Genomic DNA, 14,430 nt, shown 5'->3' with positions numbered 1-14,430 from the left:
TGATGCAAGTTTTGCCGCCCGAAAAGGCGGCAAGAAGAGATTACAGCACGCGTGTCGTCAGCGTTTGACCATGAAAACTGATGGCCAGCTCATCACCGCTGTTTAGCGGCCCAACACCTGCTGGCGTCCCCGTCAACACAACATCGCCCGCTTTGAGGGTAAAGAAACGACTCATATAGGCAATCAAAGGAACGATTTGATGGATCATATCCGCCGTGGAGCCGTGCTGGCGTGTTTCACCGTTGACCGTTAACCCCAGCATCGTATCCTGCGGATCGCCGTTAAACTCGGCCACCGGAATAAAACCCGACAGCGGACAAGAGTTATCAAAACCCTTCGCTTTTTCCCACGGCTGCCCCGCTTTCTTCATTTTGCCCTGAATATCACGCAAGGTCAGATCCAACGCGACGCCATAGCCCGCGATGGCTTTGCGCACATGTTCTTCCGTCGCCTGACGTAGGGTCGCGCCAATCAGTACCGCCAGCTCAACTTCATGATGAACTGAACCCATATCAGATGGGATCACCAGCGGCTGGCGCAAATCGCACAGCGCAGTTTCCGGTTTGATAAACAACACCGGCTCTTCCGGAGGGGTTCCGCCCATCTCTTTAATATGGTTGGCATAGTTACTCCCTACGCAAACCACCTTACTCACCGGATAATCCAGCAGAGCACCATGCCAGTTATGATGTTGATACATTATTTTCCCCTAACGTAGTTATCGATTTCAGGTACTGCATCGATGGGGCGTGCTTCTGCCGGATGCAGTTTAACGTTTAGCGTCTGGTGTATTTTGTTTCGCCGCAGCCAGATGCTGTTTAAGTAAATCTTCTGGCGGTGGTGGTATTTGTAAATAATAGCCCTGCTCGGTGAGTGCCTGTTTTACTTTTTCCAGATCGGCATTAACGAGCTTTTTACGGCCATCAAGCGGCAACATCATTGCCAGCGTCGGCTGACCAAATCCTTTCATCAGTTCTTCAGGAACTCGCGAGAAATCGTCTTTTTTTTCGACATATAAATAGGTCTGGTCACGTTTACTGCTTCGGTAGATCACACAAAACATATCTTTTACTCTGAATTCACGGAATGGTGGCTTGCCTCAATATAATACTGACTATAACATGCCTTATAGTCTTCGGAATATCACCCCGCGCTGGGGATGATAAATAGCAAATTGAGTAAGGCCAGGATGTCAAACACGCCAATCGAGCTTAAAGGCAGTAGCTTCACCTTATCAGTGGTTCACTTACATGAAGCAGAACCCGAGGTTATTCGTCAGGCGTTGGAAGACAAAATCGCGCAGGCACCTGCTTTTTTAAAACATGCTCCCGTCGTGGTTAACGTGAGTGGTCTTGAAAGCCCGGTAAACTGGTCAGCGTTGCAGAAAGTTGTCGCGTCTACTGGATTGCGAATTATCGGCGTTAGCGGATGCAAAGACGCCAGACTCAAGGCTGAAATCGACGAAATGGGTCTTCCTTTACTGACTGAAGGTAAAGAAAAAGCTATTCGTCCTGCGCCCGTTGAGGCCCCGGCTCACGTCGCTCCGCCGCAAAACGTTACTCCCATCACAAAAACACGATTAATAAATGTGCCGGTTCGTTCCGGTCAGCGCATTTATGCACCACAATGTGATCTGATTGTTACAAGCCACGTCAGTGCAGGCGCAGAGCTTATCGCTGATGGCAATATTCATGTTTATGGAATGATGAGAGGCCGTGCGTTGGCAGGCGCTAGCGGTGATCGGGAAGCGCAAATTTTTTGTACCCATCTGACGGCAGAACTGGTGTCTATCGCAGGTGTTTATTGGCTGAGTGATAAAATCCCAGCAGAATTTTATGGCAAAGCGGCACGTCTGCAATTAGCAGAGAACGCTTTGACAGTTCAACCGTTGAATTGATCCCTTTTTAACAAGGAATTTCTATGGCACGCATTATTGTTGTTACTTCGGGTAAAGGGGGCGTTGGCAAAACCACCTCCAGCGCGGCCATCGCTACAGGTTTGGCCCAGAAGGGAAAGAAAACTGTCGTTATTGATTTTGATATCGGCCTGCGTAACCTTGATCTGATTATGGGTTGTGAACGCCGCGTCGTTTATGACTTCGTCAACGTTATTCAGGGCGATGCGTCGTTAAATCAGGCGTTAATCAAAGATAAGCGTACCGAAAATCTCTTTATTCTTCCGGCCTCACAGACTCGCGATAAAGACGCGCTGACGCGTGAAGGGGTCGCGAAAGTTCTGGACGATCTGAAAACGATGGAATTCGACTTCATTGTCTGCGACTCTCCGGCGGGTATTGAAACCGGTGCGCTGATGGCCCTGTATTTTGCCGATGAAGCGATAATCACCACTAACCCGGAAGTTTCCTCTGTACGTGACTCTGACCGTATTCTGGGTATTCTGGCGTCGAAATCTCGTCGTGCGGAAAACGGTGAAGATCCGATTAAAGAGCATTTGTTGCTGACGCGCTACAACCCTGGCCGCGTAAATAAAGGTGACATGCTGAGCATGGAAGACGTACTGGAAATTCTGCGAATCAAGCTGGTTGGCGTGATTCCTGAAGATCAGTCAGTCCTGCGCGCGTCTAACCAGGGTGAGCCGGTTATTCTCGACATCAATGCTGATGCCGGTAAAGCCTATGCTGATACCGTAGACCGTCTGTTGGGAGAAGAACGTCCTTTCCGCTTCATTGAAGAAGAGAAGAAAGGTTTCCTCAAACGCCTGTTCGGAGGATAAGTTATGGCATTACTGGATTTTTTTCTCTCGCGGAAAAAGAGCACAGCGAACATCGCTAAAGAGCGACTGCAGATTATTGTTGCGGAACGCCGTCGTAGTGACGCCGAGCCACATTATTTACCGCAGTTGAGGAAAGATATTCTCGAGGTTATCTGCAAGTATGTACAAATTGATCCTGAAATGGTGACCGTACAGCTTGAGCAAAAAGACGGCGATATTTCTATCCTCGAACTTAACGTGACATTGCCTGAAGCCGAAGAATCTAAATAACGGCTTTACTCAGAGAGTCATCGTTACAAAAAAGGCAGATTATTCTGCCTTTTTTATTTTCTGTTTCTTGCCAACCTGTTGCACTTTTATTCCAAAGTGAACTTTGGATAGTTTTCGGTAAAATAGCGGCGCAAATACTCGACCGTAATACGGATTTTTGCCGACGTCGCCAGCCGGGAAACATACACCGCCCAAATATTTGCTGGTTGATAATACTCGGGCAATATGTGTATCAAGTTTCCGCTGGCAATGTTGTCGCAAACGTCCCACCATGACCGCAGGGCTATTCCCTGCCCATCAAGGCACCACTGATGTACCACTTCGCCATGATTAGACGACAGAGGCCCCGTAACTTTAATCGAATGCGCGCCCTCTTTATTGCGCATTTGCCAGATACCAAACGGATGGTCGCGCTCTTTGATGACCAGACAAGGAAGAGCGGCAAGATCGTTGAGTTGCTTCGGCGTCCCATGCTGCGTCAAAAATTCCGGCGAGGCGCACAAAATACGGTAGTTAGTCGCCAGCTTGCGGGCAATCAGGTTCGGCGCGATATCCTCCCCGATACGAATATCAAGATCGATGCCCTCATTCACCATATCCACCAGACGATCTTCAACATCGAACCTCAGTTCTAACTGCGGGTACTCTTTTGCCAGCGCAGACAGCGCCGGCGCCACCACCCGGCGGCCAAAACCAAAGCTACTAATAATACGTAGCATCCCCTGCGGGATCTGCCTGGCATCTGATAGCTCGTCCATCATCTGATCGACATCCTGCAGGATCCGCTGCGCCCATTCGTAGATCCGCTCCCCCTCTTCCGTGATGGTTACGCGACGCGTTGTTCGATGCAGCAGCACTACATTCAGCGTTTGCTCCAGCAGGGCAACGCGCTTACTGATAAAAGCCGGTGAGACGCCCAGCTCTTCGGCAACGGCGGCAAATCCAGCACGACGGGCAACCAGCATAAAGACGCGTAAATCATTTAGCAGCGGCAGATTATTCATGATCTGTGTTTTATGTTTCACCAGTTAGGGGGATTAACTATTAATCAGTCAATTATAGGATAAGGGGAAAGTCAATTTTGCTGGCGCACAAGTGAGAGCTGCTATGAAGAAAACCTGGCGTATCGCCGCTATCCCCGGAGATGGCATTGGTAAAGAAGTCCTGCCTGAGGGCATTCATGTGTTGCAGGCAGCCGCCGAGCGTTGGGGGTTGTCGCTCAGCTTTGAGCAAATGGAATGGGCCAGCTGCGAATACTACGCCCATCACGGCAAGATGATGCCCGATGACTGGCATGAGCAGTTGCAATCCTTCGATGCTATCTATTTTGGCGCGGTTGGCTGGCCGGACACCGTGCCTGACCACATCTCATTATGGGGTTCGCTGCTTAAGTTTCGCCGCGAATTCGACCAGTACGTCAACCTGCGACCGGTGCGCCTGTTTCCGGGAGTTCCTTGCCCACTGGTTGGTAAGCAGCCTGGCGACATTGATTTCTACGTCGTACGCGAAAACACCGAGGGAGAATACTCTGCCCTCGGCGGACGCGTGAGCGAAGGTACTGAACATGAGATGGTGATCCAGGAGTCGGTCTTCACCCGCCGTGGCGTCGACCGAATTTTGCGTTATGCCTTTGAACTGGCACAAAGTCGACCACGCAAAACGTTGACTTCGGCGACCAAATCCAATGGGCTGGCCATCAGCATGCCCTACTGGGATGAACGCGTCGAAGCGATGGCGTCACACTATCCTGAGATCCGCTGGGATAAACAGCATATTGATATTCTGTGCGCCCGCTTTGTCATGCAGCCTGAGCGATTTGACGTCGTGGTTGCTTCCAACCTGTTTGGTGACATCCTCTCCGATCTCGGTCCAGCCTGTACCGGAACGATTGGCATTGCGCCTTCTGCCAACTTAAATCCGGAACGCACCTTCCCGTCCCTGTTCGAGCCGGTACACGGTTCGGCCCCGGATATCTACGGTCAGAATATCGCCAACCCTATAGCGACTATCTGGGCTGGAGCCATGATGCTCGACTTCCTTGGCAACGGTGATGCCAACTATAAAGCCGCCCACGACGGTATTCTGGCGGCAATTGAGCAGGTCATTGCCAGCGGCCCGAAAACGCCAGATATGAAAGGCTGCGCCACCACCCAACAGGTAGGTGAAGCCATTCGTCAGGCACTGTGTCGCTAACTCAAATCCGATTAAAAACGGGAGCGCCAGCTCCCGTTTTTTTAGGTTTTCTACTGTGGGTATTCCTGCAGCAGCGCGTTGAGTCGTTCTGCCATCAACTCGCCACGCCAACCGGAAATCAGTTCCGGCAGGGACTGCTGCGGCTTTAATTTCCAGTGCCAGTTGAGCAACTGGTTAATCTGACGGCGTGAAGCAAGCAGCTCGACGCTAAGATTATGTTCCGCACTCACTTCAGCAACCAGCGTCTTAATGGCTTTGAACGCCTTGCGATAGCCTGGCATATCCATCAAATTCAGCAGCGGCTGCGGCAGCGACTCTTCCGGTAAGGCCTGTGCCTTTTCTACCAAGGAGATCAGCGTCTTGCCGTGGAAGCGAATTTCGCTCCCGGAAAGTCCCAGACTATCCAGCTCGCCCAGACTGCCCGGCATATAACGAGCGACCGACCATAGGTGTTCTTCACGCACCACAAAGTTCACCGCCAGATCGCGCTCACGTGCTTTACGCAGTCGCCAGTCGGCAAGCAGTTGCAGGCAGGCCAACTGACGGGTACGCAGTTGCCAGGCGTTGGTGATGTCGCGCCATGCGTCTTCAGGCGCCAGAACCTCCTGGCGACGCTGCTGCATTAAGCGACATTCGTCCAGTGCGGCTGGCAGCCAGCCGCTGGCTTCAGTTTCGACCATCAGTTTTGTGGTGATCGGTAATAGATACCAGACATCAGCCGCCGCGTACTCACACTGACGCTCGGTCAGCGGTCTGGCCAGCCAGTCGGTACGCGACTCGCTTTTGTCGAGCGCCACGCCCGTAAACTCTTCCACCATCGCGGCAAAGCCCCACGACAGCGGACGACCGCAAAAAGCAGCCAGAATTTGTGTATCAATCAACGGCTGCGGCAGTTCGCCAAAAGTGTTGAGAAACACTTCCAGATCTTCGCTACCTGCATGTAGGAATTTGGTGATGGCAGTATCACGCAGAATATCGCGCAGCGGCGACCAGTCGGTGATCCCCTGCGGATCAATCAGAGCAACGTGTTTGCCATCAAACAGCTGGATCAGCCCCAACTGCGGATAATAGGTACGCGTGCGAACAAATTCTGTATCCAGGGCTATCGCCGGAAATTCACGGACGGCTTCGCACAGCGTGGCCAACGCGTCGTCCGTGGTGATCATTTGATAATTCAAATCGTGCTCTCTTAGGTTTGCGCCAAAAAAAACGCCGGATTACCCGGCGTTTTCTGCTGGCTGACTTAACGCTCAGCCTTTATTGTCCACTTTGGCGCGCGCTTCGTCACGTAATTCTCGTCGCAAAATTTTACCGACGTTAGATTTCGGCAACTCATCGCGAAACTCCACCAGCTTCGGTACTTTATAGCCCGTCAGGTGACGACGACAGAAAGTGACCAGCGCTTCATCGGTTAACGAGGCGTCTTTCTTCACCACGAAAATTTTTACCGCTTCACCGCTGCTGCCGGACGGAACACCAACCGCAGCCACTTCCTGCACGCCAGGATGTTGCATAACCACGTCTTCAATTTCGTTCGGATAGACGTTAAAGCCGGACACGAGGATCATGTCCTTCTTACGATCGACAATACGCAGGAAGCCTTCATCATCCATCACTGCAATATCGCCGGTGTGCAGCCAGCCGTCTTTGACGATTTCGTCAGTGGCGTCTGGTCGCTGCCAGTAACCCAGCATCACCTGCGGGCCTTTCACGCAGAGCTCCCCCGGTTCTCCCGGCGGCACTTCGTTGTCGTCGTCGTCCACCAGCTTGACCTCGGTGGAAGGCACCGGTAACCCGATACTGCCGCTGTGGTAGTCGATATCGTGAGGGTTGACGCTTACCAACGGCGCGCACTCCGTCAGGCCGTAGCCTTCCAGCAGATACTGACCTGTCAGCTTCACCCAACGTTCAGCTACCGCCTGTTGAACCGGCATTCCGCCGCCTGCCGAGAGGTGGAGTGAAGAGAAATCCAGTTGCTGGAACTCTTTGTTATTCAGCAGCGCGTTAAACAGCGTATTGACGCCGGTCATCGCGGTAAATGGATACTTCGCCAGCTCTTTTACCAGCCCCGGAATATCACGCGGGTTAGTAATCAGCAGGTTTTGACCACCTAGCTCAATAAACAGCAGGCAGTTCATCGTTAGCGCAAAAATGTGATACAGCGGTAGGGCCGTTACCACCAGCTCTTTACCCGGATGCAGCAACGGGCCATAGGTGGCGTTAACCTGCTCCAGGTTAGCCAGCATGTTGCGGTGTGTAAGCATCGCGCCTTTCGCCACGCCGGTTGTCCCGCCAGTATATTGCAGGAACGCCAAATCTTCCGACACGACTTCGGGCTTCACATACTGCATGCGATAACCGTTTTGCAGCGCACTGCGAAACGAGATGGCATCCGGCAGGTGATATTTCGGCACCAGACGCTTGATATACTTGACGACGAAGTTAACCAGCGTCCCTTTGGCGGTGGACAGCTGATCGCCCATACGCGTCAGGATCACGTGTTGCACAGACGTTTTGTCGACTACTTTTTCCAGCGTGTGGGCAAAGTTAGATACGATGACAATCGCCGACGCGCCGCTATCGTTGAGCTGATGTTCCAGCTCGCGAGGCGTGTACAGCGGGTTTACGTTCACGACGATCATGCCGGCACGTAAAATCCCAAACAGTGCGACCGGATATTGCAGCAGATTCGGCATCATCAGCGCGACGCGATCGCCCTTTTTCAGCCCGAGCCCCTGTTGCAAATAAGCGGCAAACGCACGACTACGCTCTTCAAGCTTGCGGAAGGTCATCACCTCCCCCATGTTTACGAACGCGGGCTGATCGGCATACCGTCTTACTGAGTGTTCAAAGAGTTCCACCAGGGATTGATAACGGTCAGGATTGATCTCCGCAGGAACACCAGCGGGATAACGGTTAAGCCAAACCTTTTTCAATACATCACCTCTAAAATGCGTATTCGTCGTCATCACAACCCCAGACAATAAACAAACTGTTAACATAATATTAACTCAGCGTACCAGTTTGTTTATTACACAACGACAAGGTTGCGAAGCACGTCACTATTTATTTTTCTTATATCCACGTTAATGCAGAAACAGCGGACGGGCCGCTGTTTCTTTTACCAATAAAACAAAGAGTTACTCTGTTACTATGGTCTGAACCTGTGCCGGGCCGGGATTGTACCAGCCCCATCCGCCATAGCCACCGTAAGGCCAGCCACGCGCACCGTAGAACCAGGGGTCGATAGGCTGAGGCGGCATGACAATCTGCTGAGTAATATGCCAGCGTTTATAACCGGTTACCTGCATCAGCATGAATTTATACGGCGTATTACCTATTTTTCCGTCCACCGTACCGCTAATCGGGCCGACGACGGTGACCAGTTGCCCGCGAAAGTCCACCGGGTCGAGGAAGCCATTTACATCAGCATAAATCCGCCCGCGAGAGGCTTCACCCAGCACTGGACGCGCACCACTATCGAGCGGAACGGTGGCAATTTCCAGACGGGATTTTCCCTGCTGGTTCTGAATATCCACCACTTTGCCACCAAAACGCGCTTCCTGTCCGACATACAGCTGCGGCGCATTCATCACCCGCACCAGATCCTGCTGCGGCATCGGGCTCGAACCTTTAATCGCATCCGGGATGGTGACGCAGCCGCTAAGCATTAACGCCAAGGCCCCCGCCAACACACCTTTCAATAACTGCTTTTGCACCGCCATATTGCGACTCCCTTTTCTTAGCTTCTGCCCCGGCCTGTTCACAATGCTGTGCACCAACGTCTATGAAAATAAACCGGGGATGTACTACTAAGATTCATTCTTTACCGGGAAGTTTCTTCCACGCCACGGTGTTACGTAAATAAACCGGTTCCGCGTGTTCGACCGCTACGGTCTTACCCGCAGCCAGCATTTGCGCGGCGACAGGCAGCATATCTTCAGCCGCAGGAAGCAGCACGTCACCATCGCTGAGCGTCAGACCGCTGTCTTTACCAAGCTCAGGCCAGGCTGGCCAGCCCGTCCCAACAGTTACCCACTCGCCAGAAAGCTGCAGTAAACGCTCATGTACCTGCTCGGGGGTTAACACCGCTTCGGTTTCTTCACCGTGCCAGTTGCCGTTGTCATCACGCTGGTATTCGGCCCAGTAGACTTCGCCCATTCGCGCATCAATCGCCGCCAGTACACGAGTCGCGCCCGACTTACGCCAGGCGCCCTGCGCCATGGTCGCCAGGGTGGAGACGCCGATCATCGGTAAGTTTGCGCCTAACGCCAGCCCCTGAGCAATGCCAATACCGATACGTACGCCGGTGAAACTGCCGGGACCCCGACCAAACGCCAGGGCGTCGATATCGGTTAACGTGAGATCGCCAGCGGCCAGGATTTCCTGAACCATCGGTAAAATTCGTTGGGTGTGTTCTCGTGGGCAAAGCTCAAAGTGAGCCTTGATAGTACCGTCATTCCACAGGGCAACAGAGCACGCCTCTGTGGCGGTATCGATAGCCAGAATTCGCATGGGTGTTTGTGATCAGATCAATAAATTTGGCGCGCATCTTACCACACTCCGTAACAAATTACTCAGTCGTTGGTATGGCAAGAAAGCGAACCGCGCGAGCTATGTCACGCGTCCGCGGCGCAGGAGGAAGACTCGCCAGGAAGGTGGCGCCGTATGGCCGCATAACCAGACGATTGTCGCAAATCACCAGCACGCCGCGATCGTCAGCATCACGTATCAGACGCCCTACCCCCTGCTTCAGGGTGATTACCGCATCCGGCAACTGGACGTCTTCAAACGGATCGCCGCCGCGCAGTCGACAATCCTCCATTCGGGCTTTTAACAGCGGGTCGTCCGGAGAGGTAAACGGAAGTTTGTCGATTATCACCAGCGACAGCGTATCACCGCGCACGTCCACGCCTTCCCAGAAGCTGCTGGTGGCAACCAGTAGCGCATTACCTGCGCTGACAAACTGCTGTAACAGTTGCCCTTTACTGGTTTCGCCCTGCAACAGAACGGGAAGCGTCATGGTGGCGCGGAATTGTTCCGCCAGATCGCGCATCATCGCGTGCGAAGTGCACAGCATAAAGCAGCGACCGTTGTTCGCTTCAATAATAGGTCGCAGCATGGATGCTAACTGGCGCGCAGCCCCCGGCTGGTTGGTTTGCGGGAGATTACGCGGCACGCACAGCAGCGCCTGGCGCGTGTAATCAAATGGACTCGGCAATAACATCGACTCGGCATCTTCAATCCCCAACCTCGCGGTGAAATGATGAAGGTCATCGTTTACCGACAGCGTCGCAGAAGTAAAAATCCAGCAGCCCGGTTTTTGTTCCATCACTTCTTTGAATTTATCCGCCACAGTGAGCGGCGTCAGCGCGAGAGTGAAATGGCGGGAGGTGCATTCATACCAGTAGCTGAAGCCTGGCTGGTTGATCTCTTTCAGACGCTTCAGGCGCGCACGGTAAAGTGTGGCGCGTTCAAACGCGGCATCCAGCAATGCCGAACGCCCAAGAGACAGCTTCGCCACGTCATAACATAGCTCCAGCGTGTCATCGAGCAGCAAAAACGCGCGCTGTACGCGCTGGTCGGCCAGCAGTTCCCGCAGGTTTCCGCGATAGCCCGGCTCACCAAGTTGCAAGCGGAAGTCCTGAGCGCTTTGTGCAAGGCGATCGGCGCACTTTTGCAACTGCTGAGTGTCTTTCAGCTCGGTGCGATAGGCAATGGTGATGTCTTTCGCCAGGTCTAACAGCTGGCGACTGGAGAGCGATTGACCAAAGTACTGGCTGGCGATATCCGGTAGCTGATGCGCTTCATCGAAGATCATTACATCAGCTTCCGGGATCAATTCGCCAAACCCGCTTTCTTTTACCACCATATCAGCGAGAAACAGATGGTGGTTAACCACGACAACATCTGCATCCATCGCTTTTTTACGCGCTTTCACGACAAAACACTCTTTATATAGCGGGCAGTCGCTGCCCAGACAGTTGTCATTAGTGCTGGTGACCAACGGCCAGGCCTGAGAGTCCTCCGCCACGCTGACGCAGGTGCTGATGTCCCCATCAAGGGTTTGATTTGACCAGGAGCGCAGCAGGATGACGTCGCTTAACGTTTGTACCGGCAAGTCACCACCCGCCAGCGCCTGCTGTTCGAGACGTTCAAGGCACAGATAGTTTGAACGCCCTTTCAGCAGCGCCAGTTTACCGGTGAACTTTAGTGCCTTAGCGACGGTCGGGAGATCGCGGCTGTATAGCTGATCCTGCAACGCCTTCGAGCCCGTGGAGACAATGACCTTCTTTCCGGCACGCAGCGCTGGGGCAAGATAAGCATAGGTTTTACCCGTCCCGGTTCCGGCTTCTACCACCAACGGTTGTGATTTTTCGATGGCATGACTGACGGCGGTGGCCATCTGCCGCTGTGGTTCTCGCGGTTTAAAACCCGGTATTGCTTTAGCCAACTGACCGTCTGCTGCAAAATCGTCCGTCACACTGCCCCCTGTTCATTTGAACAGGGATTATGTCAGGCCAGCAGCTCTTTCGCCAGTTGAAGAGGTGACGTGGGCACAACATTATGGCAGTCTTGGCGCAACCCAAAGCCATTTGAAAACACGTAAATGAGGAATGATTTATGACGATTGTGCGCATTGATGCCGAAGCGCGTTGGTCCGACGTGGTTATCCACAACAACACGCTGTATTACACTGGCGTGCCGGAAAATCTGGATGCAGACGCTTTTGAGCAAACGGCAAATACGCTGGCGCAAATTGATGCGGTGCTGGAAAAACAAGGCAGCAACAAGTCACGTATTCTTGATGCCACCCTGTTTTTGGCAGACAAAAACGATTTTGCCGCCATGAACAAAGCCTGGGACGCGTGGGTTGTTGCGGGTCACGCGCCGGTACGTTGTAGCGTTCAGGCCGGGTTGATGAACCCGAAATACAAAGTTGAGATTAAGATTATCGCTGCAGTTTAAGCGGCGTTATTCGTCCTCATCTTCAAAACGCGCCACGATCCGCTCGCCGGTATGACTGGCGCGTAACTCTTCAGCAACAAGAGCAATGGCTTGTCCGCTGCTCATCCCCTGCGACATCAGCTCCTGAATACGCTCTACCGCTTTTTGCTGCTGCTCATGACTGAGTGAAGGTAAACCTGCAAACATTGTTAACTCCTGCTAAATTGTCTGCGCTAATTATTTCATGCTACCGGGCAGTTAGCCAGTAGAGTAGCAACGAGTCAGGACTGATGAAGACGTTATCTCCCGCAGTAATCACATTACCCTGGCGTCAGGACGCCGCTGAACGCTATTTTTCGACATTAAGCCATCTGCCCTGGGCGATGCTGCTGCATTCGGGTCAAGCCGACCATCCGCATAACCGCTTTGATATTCTGGTGGCGGATCCCGTCACCACGCTTGTTACGCGAGCTACAGAGACCGTAGTGCAGGACGGGCACGCAACCTCGCGCTCGCTTGATGATCCCATGACGGTATTACATTCCGCACTAATCGCACACAAGATTCACCCCGAATATCACCCCGACCTGCCGTTTCAGGGCGGTGCGTTAGGTCTGTTTGGCTACGATCTTGGCCGACGCTTCGAATCTCTGCCCACTATTGCAGAGCGCGATATTACGCTACCGGATATGGCCGTTGGCATTTACGACTGGGCACTGATTGTCGATCACCAGTTGCAGACCGTATCGCTGCTCAGCCATACCGATGTCGAGGCTCGCCTGAAATGGCTCGACGCGCAACAACCGCCAACGCGTGAGCCGTTTACATTAACTTCGGCGTGGCAGTCTAATATGAGCCGTGCTCAGTACGGCGAAAAATTCCGCCAGGTGCAGGATTATCTGCACAGCGGAGACTGTTACCAGGTCAATCTTGCCCAGCGTTTTCAGGCGCATTACCAGGGCGATGAGTGGCAGGCATTTGTCACTCTCAATCACGCCAACCGCGCCCCGTTTAGTGCATTTATTCGTCTTGAGGAAGGTGCAATCCTCAGCCTTTCGCCGGAACGATTTATTCTGCTGGAAAACCAGCACATACAGACGCGTCCGATTAAAGGCACGCTACCGAGGCTTGAAGATACCGATGCCGATCGTGAGCAGGCCCGGCGACTGGCGAATTCGCCGAAGGATCGTGCGGAAAACCTGATGATCGTCGATTTGATGCGTAATGATATTGGCCGCGTTGCCGTACCGGGTTCGGTACAGGTTCCGGAGCTGTTTATCGTCGAACCGTTCCCTGCCGTTCATCATTTGGTCAGCACCATTACCGCACGTCTGCCAGAGTCATTATACGCGACCGATCTGCTACGCGCCGCCTTCCCCGGCGGCTCTATTACCGGCGCGCCGAAAGTGCGGGCGATGGAAATTATCGACGAACTGGAGCCGCAAAGACGCAACGCCTGGTGCGGCAGCATTGGTTATCTGAGCTTTTGCGGCAATATGGATACCAGCATTACCATTCGCACGCTGACAGCCACAAACGGACAAATTTATTGCTCCGCAGGCGGTGGTATTGTTGCAGACAGTCAGGAAGACGCTGAATATCAGGAAACATTTGATAAAGTGAATCGCATTTTGCACCAACTGGAGAATTGACACGTGGAATACAGCAGCCTGACGCTTGATGATTTTTTATCGCGCTTTCAACTCCTGCGCCCGCAGGTCAATCATGCCGCGTTAAACCAGCGCCAGGCCGCCGTACTGATCCCCGTCGTGCGTCGCCCACAGCCGGGGTTGCTGTTAACCCAGCGTTCCGTTCACCTGCGCAAGCACGCCGGACAGGTCGCATTCCCCGGTGGGGCAGTGGATAGCAGTGATGCCTCGTTAATTGCCGCCGCCCTTCGCGAAGCGCAGGAGGAGGTGGCGATCCCACCTTCATGCGTAGAAGTGATTGGCGTTCTGCCGCCTGTCGACAGCGTGACCGGTTTCCAGGTCACCCCTGTGGTAGGCATTATCCCGCCTAATCTGCCGTATCGCGCCAGTGAAGATGAAGTTTCCGCAGTGTTCGAAATGCCGCTGGCCCAGGCCCTGCATTTAGGTCGTTACCACCCGTTGGATATTTACCGTCGTGGCGATTCACATCGCGTATGGCTTTCCTGGTATGAGCAATATTTCGTCTGGGGAATGACTGCCGGAATAATTCGTGAGCTGGCGCTGCAAATTGGCGTCAAGCCCTGACTATACTTATCTTTACGCACACAATAGACAACTTGAAACTCAGGTCACAACA

At 53.1% G+C, this 14,430-nt stretch carries 16 protein-coding genes; 7 read left to right on the top strand and 9 right to left on the bottom strand.

The window, feature by feature from the left end:
* Nucleotides 1-40: 40 nt before the first annotated feature.
* Together GUC46_RS10380 and GUC46_RS10375 are read right to left on the bottom strand one after the other, a co-directional pair.
* Nucleotides 41-700 (bottom strand): fumarylacetoacetate hydrolase family protein, encoded by a 660-nt coding sequence (locus GUC46_RS10380; protein ID WP_003020947.1) that lies wholly within the window; start codon nucleotides 698-700, stop codon nucleotides 41-43.
* A 69-nt stretch (nucleotides 701-769) separates the two neighbouring features.
* Nucleotides 770-1,063 carry a YcgL domain-containing protein gene (locus GUC46_RS10375; RefSeq protein WP_003020949.1) on the bottom strand — a complete coding sequence of 98 codons (294 nt, stop codon included), beginning with the start codon at nucleotides 1,061-1,063 and terminating at the stop codon, nucleotides 770-772.
* Between the two features lie 126 nt (nucleotides 1,064-1,189).
* Here GUC46_RS10375 and minC point away from each other — a divergent pair, with 126 nt between their 5' ends.
* From minC to minE, 3 genes are read left to right on the top strand one after another with little or no spacing between them, the layout of a single operon-like run.
* A complete protein-coding gene (gene minC, locus GUC46_RS10370; protein WP_003844062.1) occupies nucleotides 1,190-1,897 on the top strand; it encodes a septum site-determining protein MinC in 708 nt (235 codons plus the stop codon).
* A 23-nt stretch (nucleotides 1,898-1,920) separates the two neighbouring features.
* On the top strand, nucleotides 1,921-2,733 hold the full coding sequence (minD, locus tag GUC46_RS10365; RefSeq protein WP_003020956.1) for a septum site-determining protein MinD: 813 nt from the start codon (nucleotides 1,921-1,923) through the stop codon (nucleotides 2,731-2,733).
* Nucleotides 2,734-2,736: 3 nt separating this feature from the next.
* Entirely contained in the window at nucleotides 2,737-3,003 is a 267-nt protein-coding gene (gene minE, locus GUC46_RS10360) for a cell division topological specificity factor MinE (protein WP_001185666.1), read from the top strand.
* A gap of 86 nt (nucleotides 3,004-3,089) precedes the next feature.
* Here minE and GUC46_RS10355 read toward each other — a convergent pair whose 3' ends face one another.
* The gene (locus tag GUC46_RS10355; protein ID WP_130714590.1) at nucleotides 3,090-4,007 is read right to left on the bottom strand and encodes a LysR family transcriptional regulator; all 918 of its coding nucleotides are present in this window, start codon (nucleotides 4,005-4,007) and stop codon (nucleotides 3,090-3,092) included.
* A gap of 103 nt (nucleotides 4,008-4,110) precedes the next feature.
* Here GUC46_RS10355 and GUC46_RS10350 point away from each other — a divergent pair, with 103 nt between their 5' ends.
* Complete coding sequence (locus GUC46_RS10350) at nucleotides 4,111-5,196, top strand: tartrate dehydrogenase (RefSeq protein WP_016150382.1); 1,086 nt, start codon at nucleotides 4,111-4,113, stop codon at nucleotides 5,194-5,196.
* 50 nt (nucleotides 5,197-5,246) lie between these two features.
* On the opposite strand, the gene rnd is transcribed toward GUC46_RS10350, so the two are convergent.
* From rnd to GUC46_RS10325, 5 genes are all read right to left on the bottom strand, one after another.
* Entirely contained in the window at nucleotides 5,247-6,362 is a 1,116-nt protein-coding gene (gene rnd / locus GUC46_RS10345; RefSeq protein ID WP_071685644.1) for a ribonuclease D, read from the bottom strand.
* Between the two features lie 84 nt (nucleotides 6,363-6,446).
* Nucleotides 6,447-8,132 (bottom strand): long-chain-fatty-acid--CoA ligase FadD, encoded by a 1,686-nt coding sequence (gene fadD, locus GUC46_RS10340; protein ID WP_003020970.1) that lies wholly within the window; start codon nucleotides 8,130-8,132, stop codon nucleotides 6,447-6,449.
* A 204-nt stretch (nucleotides 8,133-8,336) separates the two neighbouring features.
* Nucleotides 8,337-8,921 (bottom strand): Slp family lipoprotein, encoded by a 585-nt coding sequence (locus GUC46_RS10335; protein ID WP_003020975.1) that lies wholly within the window; start codon nucleotides 8,919-8,921, stop codon nucleotides 8,337-8,339.
* 94 nt (nucleotides 8,922-9,015) lie between these two features.
* Nucleotides 9,016-9,711, bottom strand: a complete 696-nt coding sequence (gene tsaB / locus GUC46_RS10330) for a tRNA (adenosine(37)-N6)-threonylcarbamoyltransferase complex dimerization subunit type 1 TsaB (RefSeq protein WP_049002324.1) — start codon at nucleotides 9,709-9,711, stop codon at nucleotides 9,016-9,018.
* 58 nt (nucleotides 9,712-9,769) lie between these two features.
* Nucleotides 9,770-11,680 carry an ATP-dependent DNA helicase gene (locus GUC46_RS10325; protein ID WP_096878356.1) on the bottom strand — a complete coding sequence of 637 codons (1,911 nt, stop codon included), beginning with the start codon at nucleotides 11,678-11,680 and terminating at the stop codon, nucleotides 9,770-9,772.
* A gap of 140 nt (nucleotides 11,681-11,820) precedes the next feature.
* On the opposite strand from GUC46_RS10325, the gene GUC46_RS10320 reads away from it, so the two are divergent.
* Nucleotides 11,821-12,165, top strand: coding sequence for a RidA family protein (locus tag GUC46_RS10320; RefSeq protein WP_160180182.1), 345 nt, complete (start codon nucleotides 11,821-11,823; stop codon nucleotides 12,163-12,165).
* Nucleotides 12,166-12,171: 6 nt separating this feature from the next.
* Here the strand turns inward: GUC46_RS10320 and GUC46_RS10315 are convergent, their stop codons facing one another.
* Nucleotides 12,172-12,351: a YoaH family protein gene (locus GUC46_RS10315; RefSeq protein WP_003020986.1), complete on the bottom strand. Its 180-nt coding sequence runs from the start codon at nucleotides 12,349-12,351 to the stop codon at nucleotides 12,172-12,174.
* Between the two features lie 83 nt (nucleotides 12,352-12,434).
* Between GUC46_RS10315 and pabB the strand changes: the two genes are divergently transcribed.
* Entirely contained in the window at nucleotides 12,435-13,796 is a 1,362-nt protein-coding gene (pabB, locus tag GUC46_RS10310) for an aminodeoxychorismate synthase component 1 (RefSeq protein WP_046671126.1), read from the top strand.
* A gap of 3 nt (nucleotides 13,797-13,799) precedes the next feature.
* On the top strand, nucleotides 13,800-14,378 hold the full coding sequence (locus tag GUC46_RS10305; protein ID WP_003020991.1) for a CoA pyrophosphatase: 579 nt from the start codon (nucleotides 13,800-13,802) through the stop codon (nucleotides 14,376-14,378).
* Nucleotides 14,379-14,430 lie beyond the last annotated feature (52 nt).

Origin of the sequence: Citrobacter sp. LUTT5, from assembly GCF_009905315.1 — a bacterium.
GTDB classification, from domain to species: domain Bacteria; phylum Pseudomonadota; class Gammaproteobacteria; order Enterobacterales; family Enterobacteriaceae; genus Citrobacter; species Citrobacter freundii.
The sequence above is the reverse complement of the archived record's forward strand: the minus strand, read 5'-3'. Positions and strand labels throughout refer to the sequence as shown.

What these genes read in the sequence shown, in the direction of transcription:
- GUC46_RS10380 (WP_003020947.1), bottom strand. Translation starts at nt 700, where the DNA reads ATGTATCAACATCATAACTGGCATGGTGCTCTGCTGGATTATCCGGTG.
- GUC46_RS10375 (WP_003020949.1), bottom strand. Translation starts at nt 1,063, where the DNA reads ATGTTTTGTGTGATCTACCGAAGCAGTAAACGTGACCAGACCTATTTA.
- minC (WP_003844062.1), top strand. Translation starts at nt 1,190, where the DNA reads ATGTCAAACACGCCAATCGAGCTTAAAGGCAGTAGCTTCACCTTATCA.
- minD (WP_003020956.1), top strand. Translation starts at nt 1,921, where the DNA reads ATGGCACGCATTATTGTTGTTACTTCGGGTAAAGGGGGCGTTGGCAAA.
- minE (WP_001185666.1), top strand. Translation starts at nt 2,737, where the DNA reads ATGGCATTACTGGATTTTTTTCTCTCGCGGAAAAAGAGCACAGCGAAC.
- GUC46_RS10355 (WP_130714590.1), bottom strand. Translation starts at nt 4,007, where the DNA reads ATGAATAATCTGCCGCTGCTAAATGATTTACGCGTCTTTATGCTGGTT.
- GUC46_RS10350 (WP_016150382.1), top strand. Translation starts at nt 4,111, where the DNA reads ATGAAGAAAACCTGGCGTATCGCCGCTATCCCCGGAGATGGCATTGGT.
- rnd (WP_071685644.1), bottom strand. Translation starts at nt 6,362, where the DNA reads ATGATCACCACGGACGACGCGTTGGCCACGCTGTGCGAAGCCGTCCGT.
- GUC46_RS10335 (WP_003020975.1), bottom strand. Translation starts at nt 8,921, where the DNA reads ATGGCGGTGCAAAAGCAGTTATTGAAAGGTGTGTTGGCGGGGGCCTTG.
- tsaB (WP_049002324.1), bottom strand. Translation starts at nt 9,711, where the DNA reads ATGCGAATTCTGGCTATCGATACCGCCACAGAGGCGTGCTCTGTTGCC.
- GUC46_RS10320 (WP_160180182.1), top strand. Translation starts at nt 11,821, where the DNA reads ATGACGATTGTGCGCATTGATGCCGAAGCGCGTTGGTCCGACGTGGTT.
- GUC46_RS10315 (WP_003020986.1), bottom strand. Translation starts at nt 12,351, where the DNA reads ATGTTTGCAGGTTTACCTTCACTCAGTCATGAGCAGCAGCAAAAAGCG.
- pabB (WP_046671126.1), top strand. Translation starts at nt 12,435, where the DNA reads ATGAAGACGTTATCTCCCGCAGTAATCACATTACCCTGGCGTCAGGAC.